Annotated in this window: 19 protein-coding genes; 16 read left to right on the forward strand and 3 right to left on the reverse strand. The window is 60.6% G+C overall.

The features are described from left to right. Positions 1-1151 precede the first annotated feature (1151 nt). From istB to ACVMIH_RS35820, 3 genes are all read right to left on the reverse strand, one after another. On the reverse strand, positions 1152-1895 hold the full coding sequence (istB, locus tag ACVMIH_RS35810) for an IS21-like element helper ATPase IstB (RefSeq protein WP_456864986.1): 744 nt from the start codon (positions 1893-1895) through the stop codon (positions 1152-1154). An 11-nt stretch (positions 1896-1906) separates the two neighbouring features. Then, the gene (gene istA, locus ACVMIH_RS35815) at positions 1907-3445 is read right to left on the reverse strand and encodes an IS21 family transposase (protein WP_456866612.1); all 1539 of its coding nucleotides are present in this window, start codon (positions 3443-3445) and stop codon (positions 1907-1909) included. A 236-nt stretch (positions 3446-3681) separates the two neighbouring features. After that, positions 3682-4986 (reverse strand): dicarboxylate/amino acid:cation symporter, encoded by a 1305-nt coding sequence (locus ACVMIH_RS35820; RefSeq protein ID WP_253640872.1) that lies wholly within the window; start codon positions 4984-4986, stop codon positions 3682-3684. A gap of 1491 nt (positions 4987-6477) precedes the next feature. Between ACVMIH_RS35820 and ACVMIH_RS35825 the strand changes: the two genes are divergently transcribed. From ACVMIH_RS35825 to hypF, 16 genes are all read left to right on the forward strand, one after another. Further along, positions 6478-7524, forward strand: a complete 1047-nt coding sequence (locus ACVMIH_RS35825) for an aromatic ring-hydroxylating dioxygenase subunit alpha (protein WP_456864988.1) — start codon at positions 6478-6480, stop codon at positions 7522-7524. A 3-nt stretch (positions 7525-7527) separates the two neighbouring features. Then, positions 7528-8280, forward strand: coding sequence for a GntR family transcriptional regulator (locus ACVMIH_RS35830; protein ID WP_456828126.1), 753 nt, complete (start codon positions 7528-7530; stop codon positions 8278-8280). Between the two features lie 10 nt (positions 8281-8290). Then, positions 8291-9271 carry a PDR/VanB family oxidoreductase gene (locus tag ACVMIH_RS35835; RefSeq protein ID WP_456864990.1) on the forward strand — a complete coding sequence of 327 codons (981 nt, stop codon included), beginning with the start codon at positions 8291-8293 and terminating at the stop codon, positions 9269-9271. 739 nt (positions 9272-10010) lie between these two features. Beyond that, entirely contained in the window at positions 10011-10691 is a 681-nt protein-coding gene (locus ACVMIH_RS35840) for a molybdate ABC transporter permease subunit (RefSeq protein WP_253624788.1), read from the forward strand. 102 nt (positions 10692-10793) lie between these two features. Next, a complete protein-coding gene (locus ACVMIH_RS35845; RefSeq protein WP_456853020.1) occupies positions 10794-12056 on the forward strand; it encodes a serine hydrolase domain-containing protein in 1263 nt (420 codons plus the stop codon). A gap of 816 nt (positions 12057-12872) precedes the next feature. After that, positions 12873-13964, forward strand: coding sequence for a hydrogenase small subunit (locus tag ACVMIH_RS35850; protein WP_456828130.1), 1092 nt, complete (start codon positions 12873-12875; stop codon positions 13962-13964). A 23-nt stretch (positions 13965-13987) separates the two neighbouring features. Then, positions 13988-15778 carry a nickel-dependent hydrogenase large subunit gene (locus tag ACVMIH_RS35855; protein WP_456853018.1) on the forward strand — a complete coding sequence of 597 codons (1791 nt, stop codon included), beginning with the start codon at positions 13988-13990 and terminating at the stop codon, positions 15776-15778. 4 nt (positions 15779-15782) lie between these two features. Beyond that, a complete protein-coding gene (cybH, locus tag ACVMIH_RS35860; protein ID WP_456864992.1) occupies positions 15783-16502 on the forward strand; it encodes a Ni/Fe-hydrogenase, b-type cytochrome subunit in 720 nt (239 codons plus the stop codon). Next, complete coding sequence (locus tag ACVMIH_RS35865; RefSeq protein ID WP_456864994.1) at positions 16499-17098, forward strand: HyaD/HybD family hydrogenase maturation endopeptidase; 600 nt, start codon at positions 16499-16501, stop codon at positions 17096-17098. The genes cybH and ACVMIH_RS35865 overlap by 4 nt, the downstream gene beginning before the upstream one ends. 16 nt (positions 17099-17114) lie before the next feature. Continuing rightward, positions 17115-17405: a HypC/HybG/HupF family hydrogenase formation chaperone gene (locus ACVMIH_RS35870; RefSeq protein ID WP_050402936.1), complete on the forward strand. Its 291-nt coding sequence runs from the start codon at positions 17115-17117 to the stop codon at positions 17403-17405. Positions 17406-17591: 186 nt separating this feature from the next. After that, positions 17592-18002 (forward strand): hypothetical protein, encoded by a 411-nt coding sequence (locus ACVMIH_RS35875; RefSeq protein WP_456853012.1) that lies wholly within the window; start codon positions 17592-17594, stop codon positions 18000-18002. Between the two features lie 20 nt (positions 18003-18022). Then, entirely contained in the window at positions 18023-18886 is an 864-nt protein-coding gene (locus ACVMIH_RS35880) for a hydrogenase expression/formation protein (protein WP_456853010.1), read from the forward strand. Positions 18887-18986: 100 nt separating this feature from the next. Then, positions 18987-20081: a hypothetical protein gene (locus ACVMIH_RS35885; protein WP_456864996.1), complete on the forward strand. Its 1095-nt coding sequence runs from the start codon at positions 18987-18989 to the stop codon at positions 20079-20081. Further along, positions 20074-20415, forward strand: coding sequence for a hydrogenase maturation nickel metallochaperone HypA (hypA, locus tag ACVMIH_RS35890; RefSeq protein WP_456828485.1), 342 nt, complete (start codon positions 20074-20076; stop codon positions 20413-20415). The genes ACVMIH_RS35885 and hypA overlap by 8 nt, the downstream gene beginning before the upstream one ends. A 242-nt stretch (positions 20416-20657) precedes the next feature. Further along, positions 20658-21362: a hydrogenase nickel incorporation protein HypB gene (hypB, locus tag ACVMIH_RS35895; RefSeq protein WP_456857487.1), complete on the forward strand. Its 705-nt coding sequence runs from the start codon at positions 20658-20660 to the stop codon at positions 21360-21362. Continuing rightward, on the forward strand, positions 21359-23617 hold the full coding sequence (hypF, locus tag ACVMIH_RS35900; RefSeq protein WP_456864998.1) for a carbamoyltransferase HypF: 2259 nt from the start codon (positions 21359-21361) through the stop codon (positions 23615-23617). Before hypB ends, hypF begins: the two co-directional genes overlap by 4 nt.

Raw genomic sequence — 23617 nt, forward strand, 5'->3', positions numbered from 1 at the left:
CCTAAACCTTTCAATAGCGCGCGCTAACCTGTGTACAATCGAGGCTGCGTTGTCTGGTTTCCTCCGCGGCCGGTGACCTCGGGGCAGGCATTCGAGGTTGCGGCCCTAGGATCGCCGCCGGAACCTGTTGGCACGCCACGACGAGGACAAGGGCTGCAGTTCAGCGAGGACGTCGCGGCCGAAAAGCAACCCGCTCGCCGAATCCGGAAAGGATAGATGCAAGCCGCGGGACCACGCATCTCGCGATCGATCATGCGGAAGGGAACGCAATGTAATGTGCCAAGATAGCAAGGCGAAGTTATGCAACGGCTGTCTATGCCTCGCGGCCATCTCAGCCCAGGTTTCGTGCCGATGAGCCGTTAGCCGGAATCGAGAGCGCGTATATGACGCCGAGCCGACACTAGCTTCTTCGAGCCGCCTCGTCTCAGTCAAGGTGCTAATCTAGTCCACGCAGATCACACTTATCGCGATCTGGATACGCACCGTTAGACTGAGCCGAACGCGAAAGAGGCTACCGCCTAGCCGGCCGGGCGAGGCGAGTGCGGTGACCACGGACGTGGCCATTTGTGGGCAAGCCAACGCCTTGGTCCGTCACGCTGGATACGTTCTTTCGCAGTCTTACTGTCTGGCTCGGCAATGTTGCACAGGCGCTCGGCTGGCCAGAAGCCTAACCTCGAAAGACCGCGCTTGAAAATGACTTTCCAAAATTGCAGCTCCTTCTCGCGTGCGGTAGCGCCTCACAGGCGACTGCCGGGGGCGTGACGCGGAGCAAGAGCTGCGTTCTGGAGATCCCGTGGGAGAAAAGCTCCGATTCGCAGTTCAAGCACGCTGCCGACTTGAACTACGAAGAATCGTGAATGCGGTTGCGCTTGGATTCGACGCGTCTTGTGCTGATTCCGATGATCTCGCCCGGGTGTACCGATTTGATCTCGCCCAGGATTCCGAGATGATCTCGCCCACCATTCCGATTTGATGTCGCCCGGGGCGCGAGGCGTTCTGGCTGTCTGGTTTCTGGCATCGGTGAAGCCGCGGGGTCAACCTTGAATCGCGGCTTGAAGCCTTTCTTCGTCTGCTGTTGGTCTGCTGTGGGGCATGTGGGCAACGCTCTTTGCGTTGTCCAAGCGCAGCGGCATGTCCACAGCGCCACTGGCTCAGGTCTTTCGGTCGGGTTTGCGGGTTCGCCGCAGGCTCTCGCCGTTGAGATCGATCCGGTGGGCGTTGTGGACCAGGCGGTCGAGGACGGCATCGGCGTAGGTGGGATCGCCGATCAGCGCGTGCCATTGATCGACGGGGAGCTGGCTGGTGACGATGGTGGAGCGGTGGCCGTAGCGGTCCTCGAGGATCTCCAGGAGGTCGTAGCGGGCTGCGGCGTCGAGCGGCTCGAGGCCCCAGTCGTCGAGGATGAGGAGATCGACGCGGCCGAGCGCACGCAGGATGCGGGGATGGCGGCCGTCGCCGCGCGCCAAAGCGAGATCGCTGAACAGCCGCGGGACACGCTGATAGAGCACCGAGCGATTATCGCGGCAGGCCTTGTTGCCGAGCGCCGAGGCGAGCCAGCTCTTGCCAACGCCGGAGGGCCCGCAGATCAGCAGGTTGGCGTGGTCGTCGATCCATTGGCCTTCGACCAGCATCGTCAGCAGGCTGCGGTCGAGGCCGCGCGGGGTGCGATAGTCGATGTCCTCGACGCAGGCCTGCTGGCGCAGCTTGGCGTATTGCAGCCGCTTCGAGAGCCGCTTGTCGCGTCGCAGCGAGGCTTCGCGTTCGAGCAGCAGCGCGAGCCATTCGGCATGGCCGAGGCTGGCGGCCTCGCCGCCGGCTTCGATGTCGGCAAAGGCCTTGGCCATGCCGTGAAGGCCGAGTGCGTGGAGTTGATCGAGGGTCGGATGCGTGAGCAAGGCGTGATCTCCTAGTTGTAGTAGCGCGGCCCGCGGATGTTGGGATGAAGGACCGGCGCGTCGTCCGCGGGGCGCTTGGGTGAAGGACGCCGATCGAGATTGTTGGCGAGGATCGATTTGACCGAGCCGTAGGTGCGCGCGCCGATGTCGATCGCCCGCATGGCGGCGGCATCGAGCCGCTGTTGCCCGTAGGATCGGGCGAGCCGGATGATGCCGAGGCAAGCGCGGAAGCCCTGCTCGGGGTGCGCCCGCTCATCGAGGATCAGGTCGCACAGCGCGGCGGTGGCCGGCCCGATCGTGGCGGCGTCCTTGCGGATGCGCTCGATGGTCCAGCCGGCGTAGCGCCGATGACTGGACGCCATGTGCTCCGGCACGGTGGTGTGCTTGTGGTTGCCGCTCATGCGCTGATGCGCGGCGATCCGATCACCCTTGTGGAAAATCTCGACGGTGCGGGCGGTGAAGCGCACCTCGACCTCGGCGCGGACGAAGCGATGCGGGACGCTGTAGTAATGCGCCTCGACCTCGACGTGATAGTCGATGCTGACCCGGCAGATCCGCCACTCGGCGAACACGTAAGGGCTCTCCGGCAAGGCCTTCAGCGCCGGCCGGTCGATCTCCTCCAGCAGCTTGCGGCGGGTGACGCCGAGCCGCCGGATCGGCCGCTCCTCGTTGAGCCGGGTCAGCAAATCGGCGATCGCCGCATTGACCTCGGCGAGGCTGTAGAAGATGCGGTGGCGCAGCCGCCCGAGCAGCCAGCGCTCGACCATGAGCACCGCCTGTTCGACCTTCGCCTTGTCCCGTGGCCGTCGCGGCCTCGCCGGCAGAATGGCGGTGCCGTAATGCGCCGCCATGTCGGCATAGCTGCGGTTGATCTGCGGGTCGTAGAGGCAAGCCTTGATCACCGCGACCTTGGTGTTGTCCGGCACCAGCAGCGCCGGCACGCCGCCGATCGCCTCGAAGGCGCCGACGTGGCCGTCGATCCAGTCGGCGAGCCCCTGGGTCCAGGTCGCCTGCGCGTAGGTGAAGCTCGATGCGCCGAGCACCGCGACGAAGATCTGGGCGGCGCGCCGCTCGCCGGTCAGCCGGTCGATCACCACCGGCACGCCGTCGCCCGCATAGTCGACGAACAGCTTGTCGCCGGCCGCATGCGACTGGCGCATCGTCACCGACAGGCCGCCTTCCCAGGCCCGGTAGAGTTCGCAGAACCGCGAATAGCGATACCCGCCGGGTTCGCTTGCGATGTACTCCTCCCACAGGATCGACAGCGTCACGTGCTTGCGCTTGAGCTCGCGATGCACCGCCGCCCAGTCCGGCTCCGCCTGCCGGCGATGGCCCCGCCGGGTGCCGGGACCGGCACCGGCGCTGGCGAACAGCCAGGCTTCCAGCACCGCGTCGGTGACGTCATCGGGCAACGGCCAGCTCAGCCCCGTCGCCTCGAACCGGCGGATCGTCAACCGCACCGTCGAAGCGGCTGTCCCCACCCGCCGCGCGATCTCACGGGTCGCCATCCCGGCCGATCTCAATCTGATCACATCGCGCACATGGCGCATCGCAAACCTCTCCGTCGGCATCCAGGTCCCCCTTCGCAAAGCCGAAAGGCGGGACCGTAGCGGAGCCAGAAGAGGCCTCGTCACCCCGGGCGACATCATCCCGGAATGGTGGGCGAGATCATCTCGGAATGGCGGGCGAGATCAAATCGGAATGGTGGGCGAGATCATTCCGGAATGGTGGGCGACATCGAGCGGAATCAGCACGTCTTGCAATGACGGCGACCAAGATCCGGGGCCTACCTCCTTGTGTCGACAGTGGTGGGCCGGTCGAGCCGAGCGTGCAACGTCGCGTGCTCTAGCTCGCCTTCCCACCAGGATACGAACACGGCTGCAATGCCATTGCCAGTGATGTTGGTAAGGGCGCGTACCTCGCTCATGAACTTGTCGATCGAGAACACGATTGCCATACCCGGTACCAGCGCTGGGTTGACGACCGACAATGTTGCGGCGAGCGTGATGAAGCCCGCGCCGGTGACGCCGCTTGCCCCCTTGGAGGTCAGCATTGCCACGAGCAAGATCGTGAGCTGTTGGCCAAAGGTGAGATCGACTCCGAGTGCTTGGGCAATGAACAATGTGGCAAGCGTCATATAGATGTTGGTGCCATCGAGGTTGAAGGAGTACCCAGTTGGGACCACCAGGCCGACCACGGGCTTGGAGCAGCCCAGCCGCTCAAGCTTCCCCATCAATTGCGGCAGCGCGCTTTCCGAGGACGAAGTGCCGAGCACGATCAAAAGCTCGTCCTTGATATAGGCAATGAACTTGAAAATCGAAAAGCCGACGATGCGTGCGATAATGCCGAGCACCACCACCACAAAAAGCGCAGCCGTCACGTAAAATAGCGCGATCAGACCGATCAGATTGCCGAGCGCTGCCGGCCCGAACTTGCCAATCGTGAAGGCCATGGCGCCGAAGGCTCCGATCGGGGCCGCTTTCATGATGATGGCGATTACGCCGAACACCGCGTGCGCGACGTCGTCAATCATGCCGCGCAGCCGCTCCCCGCGTTCTCCTAGCGCCATCAGAGAAAAGCCGAACAGGATCGCGAACAGGAGCACCTGCAAAACATCGCCGCGAGCAAACGCGCCAACTATTGTATCGGGAATGATGTTGAGAACGAAATCGACGCTCTTGGAGGCTTCCGCTTGCTTGACGTAATTGGCGACCGCTGCAGCGTCCGGCTTGACTGCAAGGCCATGACCGATTTGGACCAGATTACCCATAATAAGGCCCAACAGCAGCGCAAAGCTGGAGACGATCTCGAAATAGACCAATGCCTTGACGCCGACGCGCCCGACTTTCTTTGCATCCTGAATGTGTGCGATGCCGGATGCGACGGTGCAGAAGATGATCGGCGCGATCACCATCTTGATGAGCTTGATGAATCCGTCACCGAGCGCCTTGACCCAATCGTTGGTCGCGACAGATGGCCACAGCCAACCGACCAAGGCGCCAACCACGATGGCGATCAACACCTGGACGTAGAGGATCTTATACCAAGTTTGCGACGCGCGCGCGGGCGCCGCGGTTGCCATGGTGGTCATGACGCTTCCTTCCCGAATATACTCGAATGCAAGCCGCCGCGTCGTTGAGAGGCGACAGCATCATGCGAGGCTCGTCGTTTTAGCCGTGTCCGATTGAAGACGATCCGAGAGGCGGCGCGTCATCCCAAAGGCAGGCGTTCAGTTACGTTATCTTTTTTCGCTAAGCAAGATATGCACCAGATGCCCGATCTGCGGCCAATCAAGTGTCCGCGGATAAACCGTCTCTCGCCGTTGGCTCTCGGTCCAGGTGCTCGGACCGCGGTTGCAAGCTCTAACATGACGTTGCAGCATAATGCGTATCTTTGGTCGGCTGGGCGTAGCGCGGGCACGTCTCGAGCTGGAAACTTGGCGTGATCGGATGCCCCGACTGATGAGATTGATGCAACACTGCGTGAGATTGGTAAAATCGATAGTTTTGATCGTAGGCATTCACAGGATGGAAGTCTGGCACATCGAAGATCTAGAACCCGATTGCCGCAAATTCTGTGATGGAGGCGCTGCATTTTCGCTAGCGGCAAAGCATGTCCGTTCGCGGGGCATTTGTCTCCAGGTGAAGTGACCGCACAGCTCAGCAGAAGGCGGAGATCTGGCTGTGCGCACAAGAGCCCGCAGCGGTCGTCCAAGAAGAAGCAATCTTATGGCCCTTGAAGTCCTGCCGTCTGTTGCCGAGTTCAGCGGCAACGTGGCCCCTCAAGACGGGGTACCGTCGTCGCTGCTCGACCTCGCGGTTGGCCAGAATGGGAACACCGAACATGCTCGATAGCTCCCGCATGTAGGCGCACTACAGAGCCGAATCGTCGTTTGATGAGAATCTCCGAGCACGAGCGCATGCGGCGCGGCGCAAGATGAATGGGCGCGCTGATTCCGTCGTTTTTATCGGATTCTTCAAGCATTGCGCGATGCTTGAGCAACGCGCCTTCCCGCCATCCATGCGCATCGGGGGAGGGGAGCCACTATCGTAAATCGCGCAGAGGCGCGCTTCGGCAAAATTGGCGGAGGCCATTCGGATCGCACGGACCAATGGCGCCTTCTGCTTGGGTGTTGAATGTCGCCCATCGACTTTGCTATCGCTTCGGGGAGCGCGCGTATGCACGATGTTGGCATCAATAAAGTTGCTGCGATTCGCGCTGCGCATTTCACCTGGAGCTATCAAGCTCGATCCGATCTCGGGCTATCGCGCGGTTGTTGCGCACGCTGGACGGTGCTGAGAGTCCCATCAGGCTAGGGACCCAGCAGACCGCCATATGAGGACAGCGCAGATTCTGGCGCGAGATGCCGTCGGACATGCGCGCCGGCGAGGTCGAACTCAGCGGGTACTGCCGTTTTGCCGCGCGCTAACCCAAGCTGATGCTTGGCTAGCGAGATCAATTTAGGACCCTTTTCTGTATACATATTTTCCGGGCCAGCCGCGCAGTTGTGCGTTTATGGCCACACTTCAACCGAAGTTACCCGTCATTGTATACATAAAGTGTCCAGAGTTGGGGGTGATACATGAGCCGGTGCTTTCCGATGAATGTCTGGTACGCAGCCGCTTGGGATGCCGAAGTGAAGCAGGCCTTGTTGCCGCGCACGATCTGCGGCAGGCACGTGGTGATGTATCGGCGCACCAATGGCGAAGTGGTAGCGCTCGAGGACGCCTGTTGGCATCGACTAGTGCCTCTCTCAAAAGGCCGCCTTGAGGGCGACAGCGTTGTCTGCGGCTATCATGGTCTGAAATTCAACGCGCAGGGCCGCTGCACCTTCATGCCCTCGCAAGAAACGATCAACCCCTCCGCCTGTGTGCGTGCCTATCCCGTCGTCGAGCGCCATCGCTTCGTCTGGCTATGGATGGGTGATCCGGCGCTAGCCGACCCGGCCTTGGTGCCGGACATGCACTGGAACGATGATCCCGCTTGGGCCGGCGATGGTGATACCATTCATCTGAAATGCGATTATCGTCTGGTTATCGACAACCTCATGGACCTGACGCACGAAACTTTTGTGCACGGCGCCAGCATCGGCAACGACGCCATCGCGGAAGCGCCGTTTGACGTCACTCATGGGGAGAAGACCGCCACCGTGACGCGCTGGATGAAGAGGATTACCGCGCCGCCATTTTGGGCCAAGCAGTTGCAAAAACCTGGTCCGGTGGACCGCTGGCAAATCATTCGTTTCGAGGCCCCGTGCACGATCAATATCGACGTCGGCGTGGCGCCCACTGGAACCGGCGCGCCCGAAGGCAATCGCGCTGCCGGGGTCAACGGTCTTGTCCTCAACACGATCACGCCCGAAACGGAAACGAGCTGCCATTATTTCTGGGCATTTGTGCGCAACTATCGGTTAAACGAACAGCGCCTGACGACCGAGCTCCGCCAAGGTGTTTCTGGCATCTTCCGTGAGGACGAGGTCATCCTCGAGGCGCAGCAGCGCGCGATTGACGAAAATCCTGACCGCGCCTTTTACAATCTTAATATCGATGCGGGCGCGATGTGGGCCCGCCGCCTGGTAGACCGGATGATCGACGCCGAGAAATCGCACAGTCGGCAGGCCACGGAGTAGGGCATGGCCGAGCGCGAAAGCGATCGCTCCGTCTCACAAACTGTACGTGCCCAGCTCGGCTTGCGCGATCTGATCCTGTCCGGCGACTTGCGGCCGGGCGAGCGGATCTCCGAATTGCAGGCTGCTGAGACGACCGGCGCTTCGCGCACCCCTGTGCGAATGGCATTGGTCCGCCTGGAGGAGGAGGGACTTCTGGAAGCGATTCCTTCTGGCGGCTTCATGGTGAAGACGTTCTCCGAGCGAGATGTCATGGATTCGATTGAGCTGCGTGGCACGCTCGAAGGTCTCGCCGCTCGTTTTGCAGCCGAGCGCGGTGCTTCGTCGCGCGATCTCGAGCCCTTGAAACGATGCCTTGACGAGATCGACGGCGTGGTGCGGCAGGATCCAATCTCTGTGGACGCTTTCTCTTCCTACGTCGCGCTCAATGCGCGCCTTCACGCCATGTTGACTGAATTGTCGCGTAGCCCGCCCTTGATCCGGCAGGTGGATCGCGCCTCCGCGCTGCCCTTTGCCTCCCCAAGCGGCTTTGTGATGACCCAATCGACACTGCCGGATGCGCGCGACACGCTCATGATTGCGCAAGATCAACACCGCGTCGTGATCGACGCAATCGAAAACCGCGAAGGTGCGCGCGCTGAGGCGATCATGCGCGAGCATGCGCGAGTGGCGGCGCGCAATTTGCGCTTGGTGCTCCAGAACAGGACGCATTTTGACCTACTGCCGGGGCTGGCGCTTATCAGGATGGCAGGCGAGTAAAGGAATCTGCATGCGGTTCATTGAAAGCTGGATACCGGCAACCCTTGTCGCGACGCGCGATCTGACGCCTTCGATCCGCGAGTTGCTGATCAGACCGGAAAGCTTTGATGGCGCGACCTATCCGGTCGGCAGCCATATCAATGTCGCTGTCACTATCGATGGGCGCCCAGAGACGCGGTCTTACTCGCTGGTCGGCGAAGCCGACCCAGGCGGCTATCGTATCGCGGTGCGCCGCGCCGAGGACAGCCGCGGCGGCTCGCGGTACATGTGGTCCCTTGCGCCGGGTGCGCGGCTGAGCATCACATTGCCTGCCTCGTTGCTGCAGATCGACTGGGCGCGCCGGCACTACTGCCTGATTGCGGGCGGCATCGGCATTACGCCACTGGTTGGGGCAGCTCAGGCACTCGCCCGCCGCGATGCCGATTTCACGCTGCATTATGCTGTGCCCTCCCGCGAGCAAGCCGCCTATTTGGATGTCCTCGCCCCCTTGCTGAACGAGCGGCTTATTGTCCATGCAGCCAATGAGGGGCGCCGGCTCAATTTCGATAATCTGTTCGCCTCGCTGCCGCCTGACGCCTTGACCATGTTGTGCGGTCCGATGCGGATGCTCGATGCCGCGCGCCGGGCCTGGGATAGCGCAGGACGAACGGTGTCCGACCTGCGCTACGAAACCTTCGGGTCGAGCGGCTCGCTGCCGACTGAAGGATTTCGGGTTCGCTTTGTCGATCGGAACCTCGAAATCGAAATTCCGAGTGATCGCTCGCTGCTGGACGTACTCAATGAATCCGGTTGCGAGGTGATTGCGGATTGCCGGCGCGGCGAGTGTGGTGTTTGCGCCATCGACATCATCAAGATCGACGGTGCGCTTGATCACCGTGACGTCTTCTTCAGCGAGCCGCAGAAACGCGCGAACGAAAAGATCTGTGCATGTGTCTCCCGCGCCCGGGGGACTATCACGGTCGATATACGGCACCGCCCGGACGCTCTGTAGATCGCTGCAAACCGTTTTCGGTGCCTCCGGCACAACTAGCTGCATGTCGCAAGGTTGTGCGCTCGTTTATCACGGTGCGCACATGATTACCGGATGAAGGCGTCGCTGCTTGAAGGTCCTTTGCGGCAATGTCCAGCAAGGCATGAATTCCGATACCCTTGCTACCAGCCGCGTCCATTATCGTAAATGGGACTGTGGCGGTTGTGCTTGCGCTCAGCCGCGCCCGCGTTCGAGCGAACTCTAAACGATCGGGGCAATTTTCGAAACAGAATCCACTTAAGGGTCGCGTCGAGTGATCATGAAGCGCCGAAAGATCCAATAGCAACCCTGAGGGCGTCAAACTCTGCCGCATCATTGTGCCGCCGCTGTCTGCTCGGGAACAAAGATGCCGGAAACCTGACAGAGCGCAAAATCCACTCCACAGCGAACTCGTCGTCTGTGCGTATTTTCTCACGTTGAGCCTAGGGTGCACCACATTGCGCAAGCGGCACAGGGATTGCTGGATGACGAGCGAGGAGCTGCCGCCGTCAAGATCGGTCGAAGTGGCCCCGTAACAGGAGTTTCCTATGAAGCTTGCGACGCTGCTCTTGCTTGCGAGAACGACGCGCGTCAATGTGGGGGCCGCCACGAAGTTCCGCACGACTAAGAGGCGCTGCGCGCCCCATGCCTCGGCGCGCCGGACGTGCAGGCGATCACTGCCCCGAGACGGCGACCGTCTCTCGCTGGGGGGCTGACGGCGATGGATGCGTTTTCGGCAGAGATTTGGCAATCCGTTGCGCTTACGGTCGAGCTCGCCAGCGTGACGACCATGATCCTCCTGGTGATTGGTGCGCCGCTCGCGTGGTGGCTAGCGCGTTCAAAGACTGCTCTGCGCGAGGCGGTGGCAGCGATCATCACGCTGCTGCTGGTGCTACCGCCGACGGCACTCGGTTTCTGCGTCCTCGTGCTGCTCGGCCCCAGCGGCCCGGGCGGGCTTCTCGCTTCTTTCTGGGGCGAACGCTCGCTCGCCTTTACCTTCGCAGGAATCGTAGTCGGATCGGTGCTCTCGGCGTTGCCCTTGGTGGTGCAGCCAATCCGCAACGCCTTTGCTGCGATGGGCGACCCTCCGCTGGAAGCTGCGGCGCGGGTTTCTCCGTTGTATGCCTTCATTACCATCGGTTTGCCGCTGGCGCGATTGGAGTTTGTCAAAGCCGCTGTGATTGGTTTTGCTCATACGATCGGCACATTCGGCGTCGTGATGATGATCGGCGGCAATATTCCCGGGCGCACCAAGGTGTTGTCGGCCTACGTCATAGACTACGTCCAAGCATCACGCTGGCGCGAGGCGAGTGTGGTTGCGGGCGGTATGGTGATGTTCGCTTTTGCGGTCATCTTCACCTTAGCTCTCCTCGACAGACGCTGTTCCAGGAGAAGCACATGAGCGCAGGCACGCCAAGCCGGGTCGAGGGGCGTTCCGCTTGCCAGACCAGACATGCCAGAGCTGGAGCAGCGCAAGCCAGCTCCGTCTATTGGCGAGGATAGAATGAACAAGCTTGTTATGGCCGCAGTGGTTGCTGGAATCAGCTTCAACTCAGTGCATTCAGCGCCTCTGCCCGAGGCCATGGCCGATGACGTCGGAGTTTCTCAGCAACGCCTTGCCAAGCTAGACGAGTTCTTCGATCGTGAGATCGAAAGCAAGCGCGTGCCGGGCGCGGTGGTTGCAATCGCCCGAGACGGCAAGCTGATTCATTACAAGGCGTATGGCCAACTTGATCCTGCAAGAGGATCGTCGATGCGGCTCGATGCGATGTTCGCGCTTGCATCTATGACCAAGCCGATGGTGGCCGTTGCCGGGCTCACCCTCATGGAGCAAGGTCGCCTGCCTCTACAGGGCAAGCTTACGGATTATTACCCGGAATTCGCAAACATGAAGGTCGCGGTGCCACGGCCTGACGGTTCGTTAAAGTATCAAGCGCAGAGTTCTCCGATCTACATCCACGATCTTTATCGGCACACATCAGGTCTCACCTATGGCGCGCCTCCAGATAGTCCAGACCAAGTGGCGCGTCTCTACCCGGATTTTGCAGCCCCGCCGCTAAAGGGTGACAAGCAGGCATTCATCCAGGCCATTACCAAGTTGCCGCTAGCGCACCAACCGGGGACGGAATTCGAATACGGCTTCTCGACCGACGTGCTCGGAGCTGTTGTGGAACAGGTCAGCGGACAACGATTGGGCGACTATCTTGCCAGCAACCTGTGGAAGCCGATCGGGATGCAGGATGCCACTTTCCATTTGTCCACATCACAACGCGAGCGCCTCGCGCATCCGTTTCCAGACGACCCGCTGACTGGAAAGCCACAAAAGATCGAGCTCCTCGAAAGTCCGACAATGTTTGACTGCGGAGGAGCCTGCGCGTTTGCGACAGTCGGTGACTATGTGCGCTTCGGGCAAATGCTGCTAAACGGCGGGGAGCTCGATGGGCAGCGCATTCTCGGCCCGAAGACGGTGCGCCACATGATCTCCAACCACCTCGGGCCGGAGATCAAGAATAAGGTCGCCAATGTGGAGGCGCATCGTGCCGGCTTCGGCTTTGGACTCGGAGTGGCTGTGCGCATAAGCGAGGGTATCTCGGCGGTTCCGGGCAATCCAGGTGAGTTCACCTGGACCGGCGCTTACGGAACACAATTTTTCTGCGACCCGAAGGAGCGTCTGATCGTGGTGGTCGGAACGGCCGCGCCCGGAGAAATCCGCAAGTACTATCGCGAACAAGTCCAGTACATCGTCTATGCTGGAATAATTCGATAATTCGCCCGGCGTTGAAAGACCCCGACGACAGTTTTGCGTGGTTGGAAACCGGCGTTGCCGCTAGACACCGATGACTGAACTCAGCGCCGGAGCTGCTATCCTCGGCCGGATTGCGCCGGTGCTAGGAACGAACGTGACGCTTCCGGCATCGCGAAGAGACTCTCGCAGGCGAGTGCGGTGTCGTGATATGCTAAGAGAACCGCGGCTTGCCGTCGATTGACCCGCGCGATGCTCTCCTAGATGATCGCTTTAGAACATCCAGACCGTGGCGCCCGATCCCTTGGTAACGCCGTGCGGCAGCCACATTGAATGACAGACAGATCGGACCGATCCGCCTTGCAAATCAAAGCATGTGCGCTGCGCTGCGCGGCTCGGCATCGCGTTCTGTTCGGCGCTGGGCCGGCCACTTTGGCATGTTTCCGCAGTCGGACTATGACACGGATCGAACCCCATTTGGCCCGCAGAGAGCAAGTCTGATTGAGATGGGCGGTGCCCGTCAACTGCACCAACTCGTTCAACAACCGGTATGCGCGCGCGTGTTCCGATCGTGCAAAAGCGGGTATGACGTCGTCGCCCTGGATTGGCAAAATCATTGTGCTGCTCTGTTGAAGTTCTCACATCGACGTTCAAAGCCCGACATCACTGGCGTGACAGGGCTCAACGGCGCGAGCCTGGGGTTTGCTGGCCGGCTCGCCGATAGGACAAGAGTCGAAAGGCTGGCTTGGCACCAAGTCAAGCGTTGCGCTCCGATGGCCTGTTTCTTGCTGCTGCGTCAGCAGTTCGTTACTGCCGACGACGACTCACATGGAAGGGTTCATGGGTGGGGCAACGGAGACGCTTTACAGCGTGATCAGACGTCAGGGCATCACGCGTCGTAGTTTCCACAAATTCTGCAGTTTGACGGCCGCAAGCTTGGGACTTGGTCCGCTTGCCGCAAGCACTATTGCCGACGCCCTGGAGACCAAGCCGCGCGTACCCGTGATCTGGCTGCACGGGCTCGAGTGCACCTGCTGCTCGGAAAGCTTCATCCGCTCGGCCCATCCGCTGATCAAAGACACGCTGCTGTCGATGATTTCGCTCGACTATGACGATACGATCATGGCGGCGGCTGGACACCAGGCTGAAGCCATCCTGGAGGAAGTCCGCGCCAAGTATAAAGGCAAGTATGTGCTTGCGGTCGAAGGTAATCCGCCGCTGAAGCAGGGGGGCATGTTCTGCATTGACGGCGGCAAGCCGTTCGTTGAAAAGCTCAGGTCGATGGCGGAAGAGTCGATGGCGATCATCGCTTGGGGCACGTGTGCGTCCTGGGGATGCGTCCAGGCGGCCAAGCCCAATCCGACTGGCGCTGCGCCGATCGATCAGGTGATCAAGAACAAGCCGATCATCAAGGTGCCCGGCTGTCCGCCTATCGCAGAGGTCATGAGCGGCTTGGTGACTTTCATCACCACGTTCGGAAAGCTTCCGGAGCTCGATCGCCAAGGGCGCCCAAAGATGTTTTATTCCGAGCGCATTCACGACAAATGCTATCGACGTTCCCATTTCGACGCCGGCCAATTTGTCGAAGAGTGGGACGATGAGTGCGCACGCAAGGGCTATTGCCTCTACAAGATGGGCTGCAAGGGGCCAACCACCTACAATGCCTGTTCGGCCCTTCGGTGGAACGGCGGTGTTTCATTTCCGATTCAATCCGGCCACGGCTGCCTCAGTTGCTCCGAAGACGGCTTTTGGGACAAGGGTTCATTTTACGACCGACTCACGACCATCAAGCAGTTCGGCATTGAGAAGAACGCCGATCAGATTGGTATGGCTGCTGCCGGGGTGGTTGGGCTGACCGTCGCCGCCCATGCGGCGGTCACCGCCGTGAAGCGGTTGACCAACAAGCCGGATCGCACAGCTCCACCAAAGTAAACGGAATTGAGAAGAGGGCGACGGTGGCCGGACAGATACCAAATGGGTTCAATCTCGATCGCTCCGGCAAGCGAATTGTCATCGATCCGTTGACGCGCATCGAAGGCCACCTGCGTGTCGAAGCCAATGTCGATTCCGACAACGTGATCCGCAATGCGGTTTCGAGCGGGACGATGTGGCGTGGCATCGAAGTCATCCTGCGCGGGCGCGATCCACGCGACGCCTGGGCGTTTACTGAGCGGATTTGCGGTGTCTGCACCGGCACCCATGCGCTGACCTCTGTGCGCGCGGTTGAGAATGCGTTAGGGATCACGATTCCGGAGAATGCCAATTCGATCCGAAACATCATGCAGCTGTGCTTGCTCGTGCATGATCATCTCGTGCACTTCTACCATCTGCATGCACTCGATTGGGTCGACGTGGTCTCCGCGCTCCAGGCCGCCCCCAAGTCGACCTCCGCGCTGGCGCAGTCCATCTCGCCGTGGCCGTTGTCGTCTCCTGGCTATTTTAAGGATCTGCAGATCAGGCTGACTAAATTCTTCGGATCAGGGCAGTTAGGTCCCTTCAAGAACGGTTATTGGGGGCATCCGGCCTACAAGCTGCCGGCGGAGGCGAACCTGATAGCCCTGGCGCATTATCTGGAAGCGCTCGACTTCCAGAAGGAGATCGTCAAAATCCAGGCCGTCTATGGGGGCAAGAATCCGCATCCGAACTGGCTGGTCGGCGGCGTGCCCTGCGCGATCAACATCGACGGAACTGGTGCGGTGGGTGCGATCAACATGGAGCGCCTTAATCTCGTATCCTCGATCATCGACCGTTCGATCGAGTTTGTCGAGCAGGTCTATCTGCCCGACGTCGCAATGATCGGCTCGTTCTATAAGGATTGGCTCCATGGCGGCGGACTTTCAAGCAAAAGCGTAATGTCCTATGGCGACATCCTCGAAAACGCCAACGACTGTTCTTCGAACAATCTCAAGCTGCCGCGCGGCGTGATCCTTGATGGCAACCTCACGGAGATATTGCCGATCGACCATAGTGATCCGGAGCAGATCCAGGAGTTCGTCACGCATTCGTGGTATAAATACCCGCACGATTGCTGTGGACTGCATCCATGGGATGGCATCACCGAACCGAGTTTCGAGCTCGGGCCAAAAGTCAAGGGCAGTCAGACCGATATCAAGGAACTCGACGAAGGCGGCAAGTATTCGTGGATCAAAGCGCCGCGCTGGCGCGGCCACGCCGTCGAGGTCGGACCTTTGGCGCGATACATCATCGGTTATGCGCAGGGCAAAGCCGAGTTCAAGGAGCCGACCGACAGACTGCTCAAGGGACTGAATCTTCCCCTGACGGCGATGTTCTCGACGCTTGGCCGTACCGCGGCGCGGGCACTCGAATGCCAGTGGGCGGCGCATCAGCTCCGTTATTTCCAGGATAAGTTGGTCGTCCACATTAAGGCAGGCAATACGGCAACTGCCAATGTCACAAGGTGGAAGCCGGAAAGTTGGCCCAAGGAGGCGATGGGCTACGGTTTCGCTGAGGCGCCGCGCGGTGCGCTTGGACACTGGATCAAGATCAAGGACACAAAGATCGACAACTATCAATGTGTCGTGCCGACGACATGGAACGGATCTCCTCGCGATCCCAAGGGCAATATTGGCGCCTTTGAAGCCTCGCTGATCGGCACCCCGTTGGCCGATCCGCTGCGACCCCTGGAGATCTTGCGTACGATCCATTCCTTTGATCCGTGCCTGGCGTGCTCGACCCATGTGATGAGTCTTGACGGCCAAGAAATGGCTTCAGTCAATGTTCGTTAGGGACATGCTGAACAAGGCTCGGCAGCCCCCCGCTGCCGTCGATGCGGCACCGACCGAGTGCAGCATCGGCCATCGCGGCGCCTACGTTTATGACGCGCCGGTGCGACTGTGGCACTGGGTCAATGCGGCGGCCATTCTGATGCTGGCCTTAACCGGCTATCTGATTGGAACGGGCACACCGGCGATGTCGGGACAAGCAAGCGGCAATTTCCTGTTCGGCTATATCCGATTTGCGCATTTCTCTGCGGGATATGTCCTCAGCGTCGGCTTTGTTCTGCGCATTTACTCGGCCCTGATTGGAAATCGACATGCCACGCAGATCTTTTGCGTTCCGCTCTGGCGCGGGTGCTTTTGGCGCGAGGTGCACCACGAGATTCGCCGGTACGGGTTCCTTGCAGTTGAGCCCGACAGACGCGTCGGGCACAACCCCCTGGCTCAGCTCGCAATGTTCCTTATGTTTACGCAAACGATCACGTTCATGATCATCACAGGCTTTGCACTTTATGGGCAGGGCGCCGGTAGCGACAGTTGGCAGGACAGGCTGTTCGGCTGGGTGTTTTCAATCTGGCCGAATAGCCAGGACGTCCATACCTGGCATCATCTCGGCCTGTGGGTGATCTTGGTCTTTGTGCTGGTTCACATCTACGCAGTGATCCGGGAGGACATCATGTCGCGCCGGAGCATCTCCTCCATGATTTCGGGTGAGCGCGAGTTTCGCGATTGAATGGCACGCGGTTACTAGTTCCGGAGAAAAAGCAACGGATCCTTGTGCTTGGCATCGGCAATATCCTGTGGGCCGATGAGGGGTTCGGCGTGCGGGCGGTAGAGGAGTTCCATCGCCGATATGTAGTCGCTGACAACGTCACCGTCCTTGATGGCGGCACGCAGGGGCTCTACCTCGTGAGTTATCTTGAGCAGGCCGATTGCCTGATCGTGTTCGACGCCATCGACTTTGCACTCCCACCCGGAGAGTTGAAGCTCATGCGGGATGCCGAGGTGCCAAAATTTGCTGGCGCCAAGAAGATAAGCCTACATCAGACCGGCTTTCAGGAGGTCTTGAGTGCGGCCGATCTGCTTGGCCGCTGCCCGCGAGACCTCGCTCTCATCGGGTGTCAGGCGCTGGACCTGGAGCACTGGGGCGGTCCGCTGACACCTCAGGTGCGCTTCCAGATTGCGCCGGCGATCGAATTGGCTTGCAAACTCCTGGCGCAGTGGGGCTCGCCGGCCACACTGCGAACGGCGCCGCTGCCTGCATCAGAACGGCTGTTGGCGAACAATATCGACCATGCAAGTTATGAGATGGGAGCGCAGCCGATCTAGCGGCCCGCGATTGATCATGTGTCTTGGCTTACCAATGATGATTGTTGAGACGGACGACATCACGGCACTTTGTGAGTATCGCAACGAACAGCGGCGTGTCTCGGTCATGCTGCTCTACTGCGCCCCGGTCGGCGCCAGGGTGCTCGTTCATATCGACACCGCCGTGCGACTCTTGGATGAGGATGAAGCAAGACTGATCTCGGAAGCACTCGACGGGCTTGACGCTAGCCGTAACGGCCAGGACTGCGGCCCCTTCTTTGCGGACCTGGTCGGTCGTGAGCCGCAATTGCCCGAGCATCTACGTTAGCGGTTCTGCTGCGGATGTTGCGGTGACTACGCCTGCTCGCAAATCGATCAATCGCGCGCACCTTCCGCATGGAAAGGTCAATGCTTCGAGCGATGATTCCAGTCTCCCTCACAGCGCGACGATGATTGGCACGTGCCTTGCTACATCTCACCTAGCTCAAACCAAGGACTATCTGAAGGGAGTCTGATGAAGTTCCAGCCGGCGCGGCATGATCTCGCACCCTGTCCGTCCGAGGTGAAGAGCATCAGCGCGCATGCACGCCTGGCCACGCACGCTTCCGCGAGCGCGCCCGAAGTGCTGCTGGCGGTCGCTGCCGTGCATTCGCTCCGGGCCGTCCATGTCGCATTATCCCTTCCTGAATTGATCAAGGCTTTTCGGCATTGCGTGCAAAGCGCAGGTCCTACGCATGCGTTGGCTGGAAAGCTGGTCGGAAGACTCGGCCCGCGTCGTCGATCGACGCCAATTTTGTGCCATCGGCACGATACGCTCTGCCTGATCGGCAGGCGTCTGGACCGTTTGGTCAAGATCGGCCGCATCGTCGCACCGATCGTTTGGCTGTACGCGGGTAGCATTTGTGCCGGCTATGCCTCCCGATAGATCCAACGGGACATCGTATCATGAAGACAGCGGTCCGCGTCGTATCCGAGGACGCCGAGCAGGTGGTGAGCAAGTCTGCCACGGGCGCGGAAAGTCTCGATGTATTCCATAGCGGGCTGACGACTATGGAGGCGGTAGCCAAGCGCGCCCGGCGCGACGGCAACGAGCTTGCAAGGAACTATTCGAATGTCACGGTGCTGTTGTCGAATGTCGCCGCTGCCGCTCGCGGCCAGAGGCAGAGCACTCGGACGCAGCTGTACGGACTCGCCAATCTCAGCGAGCTCGAGCGCAAGCTGATTGGCGAGGTGCTCGGGGAGGGCGAGGTCGCCGGCGTGGTTGCGCTGCCAGATGGCTCTTTTGCGCAACTCCGGGAGGCGGTCCTTGCGGGAATCTGGCGCGTGCGTATCGGGGCCGAATCGGCGCACGAATATGTTGAGGTTGGGGCAATCCCGCAGATTGTGCAGCGCGCCGCAACTGAGTTGACGTCTGCCGACTTTCCGATCGGCGCGGTACCGGACGGCGCCATGAACGTGCTCGCGGTGCTTGCGGAAATACGCGAGCGGGCGCGTGTCTGGCGGTCGGGCATGCGGGCGCATGTTATCAATCTGACGTTGCTGCCGATGAGTGCTGTGGACATGGCGTTCCTGCAGCAAAGTTTGGGCAATGGTCCGGTCCAGCTCATCTTCCGCGGTTACGGCACATGCCGCGTGCAGGCGACCGGAGTGAGGAACGTCTGGTCGGTGCAGTACTTCAATTCTTTGGACGACGTCATCCTTGATACGGTGGAGGTCGGAGACGTGCCGATCGTTGCCTTGGCTGCTGACGAGGATTTCGAGGACTCTGCCGAGCGCCTGCAGGAAATTATGGAGGCGTACTTCACATGAAGAACTCAAAGAATGCTCGCAATCCGGTGGGACCTCGCAGACTGCGCGCGGACGGCTGCTGCCGACATGTTTTGCGTGGGCTAATGACGCAGCGGTGCATATGAGCTTCGCGGTCCGCAACAAAATCGATGTCTCGGTCTGGCTTGCTGCCGACGTAATTGCCGCGGTCGAGATCATGCCCCGAGGCCGGCCACCGCTGGCGCGGCTGTTCGTCGGCAAACCGGCCTCGTCGCTGCTCAAACAGATCCCGCGGCTCTTCGCATTGTGTGCCGTTGCGCAGCAAACGGCGCTGCTGTCTGCGATCGAGACGGCGCGCGACGAAGCGATCAGCCCCACGACAAGGCAGCATCGTGTTGCGCTGGTCGTTGCCGAGCGCATCGCGGAATTGCTGCGGGGTCTCTTGGTCGGACATCTTGCCCGGGACACCGCCAGTGCCGCGGCTATTCGCTCCGTGATGCAGGGAATGTCCGCACTTATCGGTAGCGGACAACCGGCCTGCGGGCCTGCTCGACGCGAAGCGACGACAAGAATTGTGGCTGGGCTGGCCGCGATCGGCATGCCGAACGGAGATGGCGTGCCCAGGCCCTGCAGCCCATTGGCAATTCGCATAGCCGCGCTGGACGAGATCGACCTGAAATCGATCCGGATCGCGCACTCGTTCCTGTCCGTTGCCGACGACCGCAACATCATTGAACGGCTGCTCGGCGATGATCCGACATTTTGTCATTGTCCCGACCTTGGGGGGCGTGCGCCCGAGACGGGTCCATGGGCACGCCAAATGACGCGTGATCGGCTCTGGCTGGGTCGGTCGGGTGCGGTCGAGCGGCTGAAGGCCAGAATTGCAGAAATCGTTCGGCTCTGCGATTGGCTCAAGTCCGGCGCTCATATCGACTCAGCGGAGCCTGGGATCATCGAAAGCTACCGGTTGGGTTCGGGACGCGCCGCGACCGCGGTCGAATGCGCCAGGGGCAGGCTCTATCACGCGGTTGAGCTTGATCCTCAGGGCCAGATATGCCGCTTCGAATTTCTTGCTCCGACGGAATGGAATTTCCATAGGAGCGGACCGCTTGTCCGGAACCTGCAGGGCGTGGTGCTGAGGGCGAGACGGCATCAGAAAGCGGTTCGTGCGGTGATTGAATCGCTTGATCCCTGTGTCGGATTCACACTCAGGTTTCGCAAAGTTGACGATGCATGAAATGGCGATTTGTCTGGGCATCATCCAAATCGTCGAGGAGGAGATGCGTCAGCGATCGTTGTCGCGGGTGCGGAGCATCTGTCTGGAAATCGGGGCGCTCAGCCATGTCGCGCCTGATGCGATCAGGTTCTGCTTTGCTGTCGTTGCGACGCGAACGATTGCCGAGGGGGTAGCTCTTGAGATCCTCGAACTTCCGGGTATCGCCTGGTGTATGAGCTGTTCTAACAGTGTCGAAATTGCTCGCCGCGGTGACCCCTGTCCTTGCTGCGGCAGCTATCAGTTGCAAGTAACGGGCGGCGAGCAGATGCGAGTGAAAGAACTGGAGATCGGTTGATGTGTACCGTTTGCGGTTGCAGCCAAGCGACGTCTTCGATCGAACTCGCCAGAGTGCGTGATCCGGAGAGCCAAGGCCGTTGCTATCCTCATAGGCAGGACGATGGCGAGCGCCATGACGCGCATTTTCACGGCGACGAGAGGGTGCAGCATTCGTCCCATGCCCGCCACAGTCATGATCACGAACATTATCAGAGTGATGGTCGGCAAGCGCCTCTGAGCTGCGGCGCCGGCCCAGCTGGATTGAAGGTCAAGGGCACGAGCCGCGAACGCGTCATTCGGGTCGAGCGTGACATCCTCGGCAAGAACAATGCGATCGCGGCCGACAACCGGACGCTCTTTGCGGCCGATGAGCTGCTGGTGTTTAATCTTATGTCGAGTCCCGGTGCGGGCAAAACCTCGCTGCTCGTCCGCGCCGTATCCGAGCTCAAGCTCAGCTATCCGACCGGAGTCATCGAGGGCGATCAGCAGACCTCAAACGATGCCGAACGCATTCGAGCGGCCGGCGTGCCAGCTATTCAAGTCAATACGGGTAAGGGGTGCCATCTCGATGCTGCAATGATTGGCGAGGCTTATCGCCGCTTGCCGCGGCTCACGCGGGGTATTCTCTTCATCGAGAACGTCGGTAACCTGGTCTGTCCGGCGGCCTTCGATCTTGGCGAGGCGTGCAAGATCGTTGTGTTGTCGATGACCGAAGGTGAAGACAAGCCGCTGAAATATCCCGATATGTTCGCGGCTTCTTCACTCATGGTGATCAACAAGATCGATCTGGCCTCACTGCTTGAGTGCGATCTGGACAAGACCGTTGGATATGCCAGACGCGCCAATCCAAAGATCGAAGTGCTTACGGTCTCGGCCCGTACCGGCGAGGGTTTTGGCGCGCTCTACGCTTGGATCGATAGACAGGTGGCCCACCAAAGGCAGGCCGTAGAGGACGCCAGGCGATGAGCGCCGCAACCATTTGCGACCGAACACGACTGCGCGTGCGCGTGAGCGGAGCGGTGCAAGGGGTCGGCTTTCGTCCTTACGTCTATGGCCTCGCTACGCGGTACGGATTGGCGGGATTTGTCGCCAACGGCCCGGAGGGCGTCACAATCGAAGTCGAAGGTGGCCGTGCGTCGGAATTTCTTGCCACATTGCCGCTCGAGGCGCCTCCGTTGGCGCGCATCGACCACATCTGCGTTCAGGAGACAGCGGCGCTCGCGACAGAAAACTTTTCGATCGGCGCGAGCGAAGGCGGCAAATTGTCAACGCACATCATTGCCGACGCTGCGATCTGCGGGCAATGCCTCAGCGAGCTGTTCGATCCACAGAATCGCCATTACCTTTATCCCTTCATTAGTTGCTCCCATTGTGGTCCACGCTACACTATTGCCGGGCGGCTCCCATACGATCGCCACAACACGGTGATGAAGGCGTTCAGGCTGTGCGCCGCCTGCACGGCCGAATATGCGGATCCGGCGAGCCGCAGGTTTCATGCGGAGGCGATCGCGTGTCCAGAATGCGGCCCTCGGCTTAGCCATGGGATCAACGCCATTGTCGCTGCAATCGCAGGCGGGCAAGTCATAGCCATAAAGGGTCTCGGCGGCTACCAGCTCCTCTGCGATGCCCGTAACCAGGACGCTGTGCAGCGCCTGCGCAGCAGAAAGCAGCGCCGTCAGAAGCCGTTTGCAGTTATGCTCGGTTCCATAGAGTGCGTCAACGAGATCGCGGAAGCGAACGCTCTCGAGCTCGCGCTACTCGAATCCGCAGCGCGGCCCATTGTGCTTTTAACTTCGCGCAAGTGTCTAGCGCCCGCCATAGCGCCCGGCTTGTCTCGCGTTGGCGTCATGTTGCCTGTAGCCCCGCTGCATCATCTGATCTTTCATGCGCTTCGCTCGACAGGAGCGTGGATTGCGGAACCAAGCCCGGTCATCGTCGTCACCAGTGCCAATCCTTGCGGCGAGCCGCTCCTGATCGACAACGCGCAGGCGCTGCGCCGACTCGAGGCGATTGCCGACCTTGTCGTGACCCATGATCGGGATATTGTGACGCGTGCTGATGACTCCGTGGTCGCAGTGGTAGCTGGCCGCTCCCAATTCATTCGTCGCGCTCGTGGCTATGCTCCCGAACCGATTCGGCTTGCGCAGTCTGTGCCGCCCGTGCTCGCCGTCGGTGGCGCGCTGAAATCGACCGTCACCATCACGCGAGACAACCAAGCGTTCGTCTCCCAACATATTGGCGACCTCAACACGCCCGAAGGCATCCGTGTGTTCGAGGAAACGATCCAGCACCTCACATCGATTCTTGACGTAGAGCCTGTCGTCATCGCTCATGATCTGCATCCCGACATGGCATCCACACGCTTTGCGCAAGCAAGCGGCCGCGGGCTGATTGCAGTCCAGCACCACCACGCGCACGCTGCCGCCGTGATCGCTGAACATGGTCATGCGGGACCGGCGCTTGCTCTGGTGCTCGACGGCCATGGCTTTGGCTCGGATAGCGGTAACTGGGGTGGCGAGCTATTGTTGTGCGATGGCGCGATGTGCCGACGCATCGGGCATCTCGCGCCGCTGCCAATGCCTGGTGGTGATCGCGCAGCCCGTGAGCCGTGGCGCATGGCGAGCGCGATACTACACTGGCTCGGACGGGGTAACGAAATCGCGCCGCGCTTTGCAGCGCAACAGCAAGCTGGACGTATGTCGGCCTTGCTCGATCAGGCGGGCGGAGCCACCACGACCAGCGCGGGCCGGTTATTCGACGCGGTGGCGGCGCTCTTGGGGATTGTGAGTTGGCAGAGCTATGAAGGGGAAGCCGCGATCAAGCTCGAGGCGCTAGTGCGGCGGACTGCGATTCTAGAGGCCGGGTGGGCGATCGATGGTGGCGTGCTGTCGCTTCGTCCGCTGTTTGCGCGGTTGATTGCAGATGACATTGACGCCGCGGGCGGAGCCGGCTTGTTTCATGGCACCTTCGCCGCTGCCTGCGTTGACTGGGTCATGCGCTCCGCGCGGACAACCGGCGTCAATACCGTCGTTCTGAGCGGCGGCTGCTTTCAGAACGCGATACTGATGGATGAAATCTGGCGCGGGTGCTGCGCTGCCGGCCTGACCCCGCTGGTGCCACAGCGGGTGCCGCCCAACGACGGTGGTTTGAGCCTTGGCCAAGCCTGGATTGCCGCTTTGCAGATTGCTGAACAGTCGTCCGCCAGCGAAGGGAGAGGCTGA

This window comes from Bradyrhizobium sp. USDA 4503 (assembly GCF_054055815.1).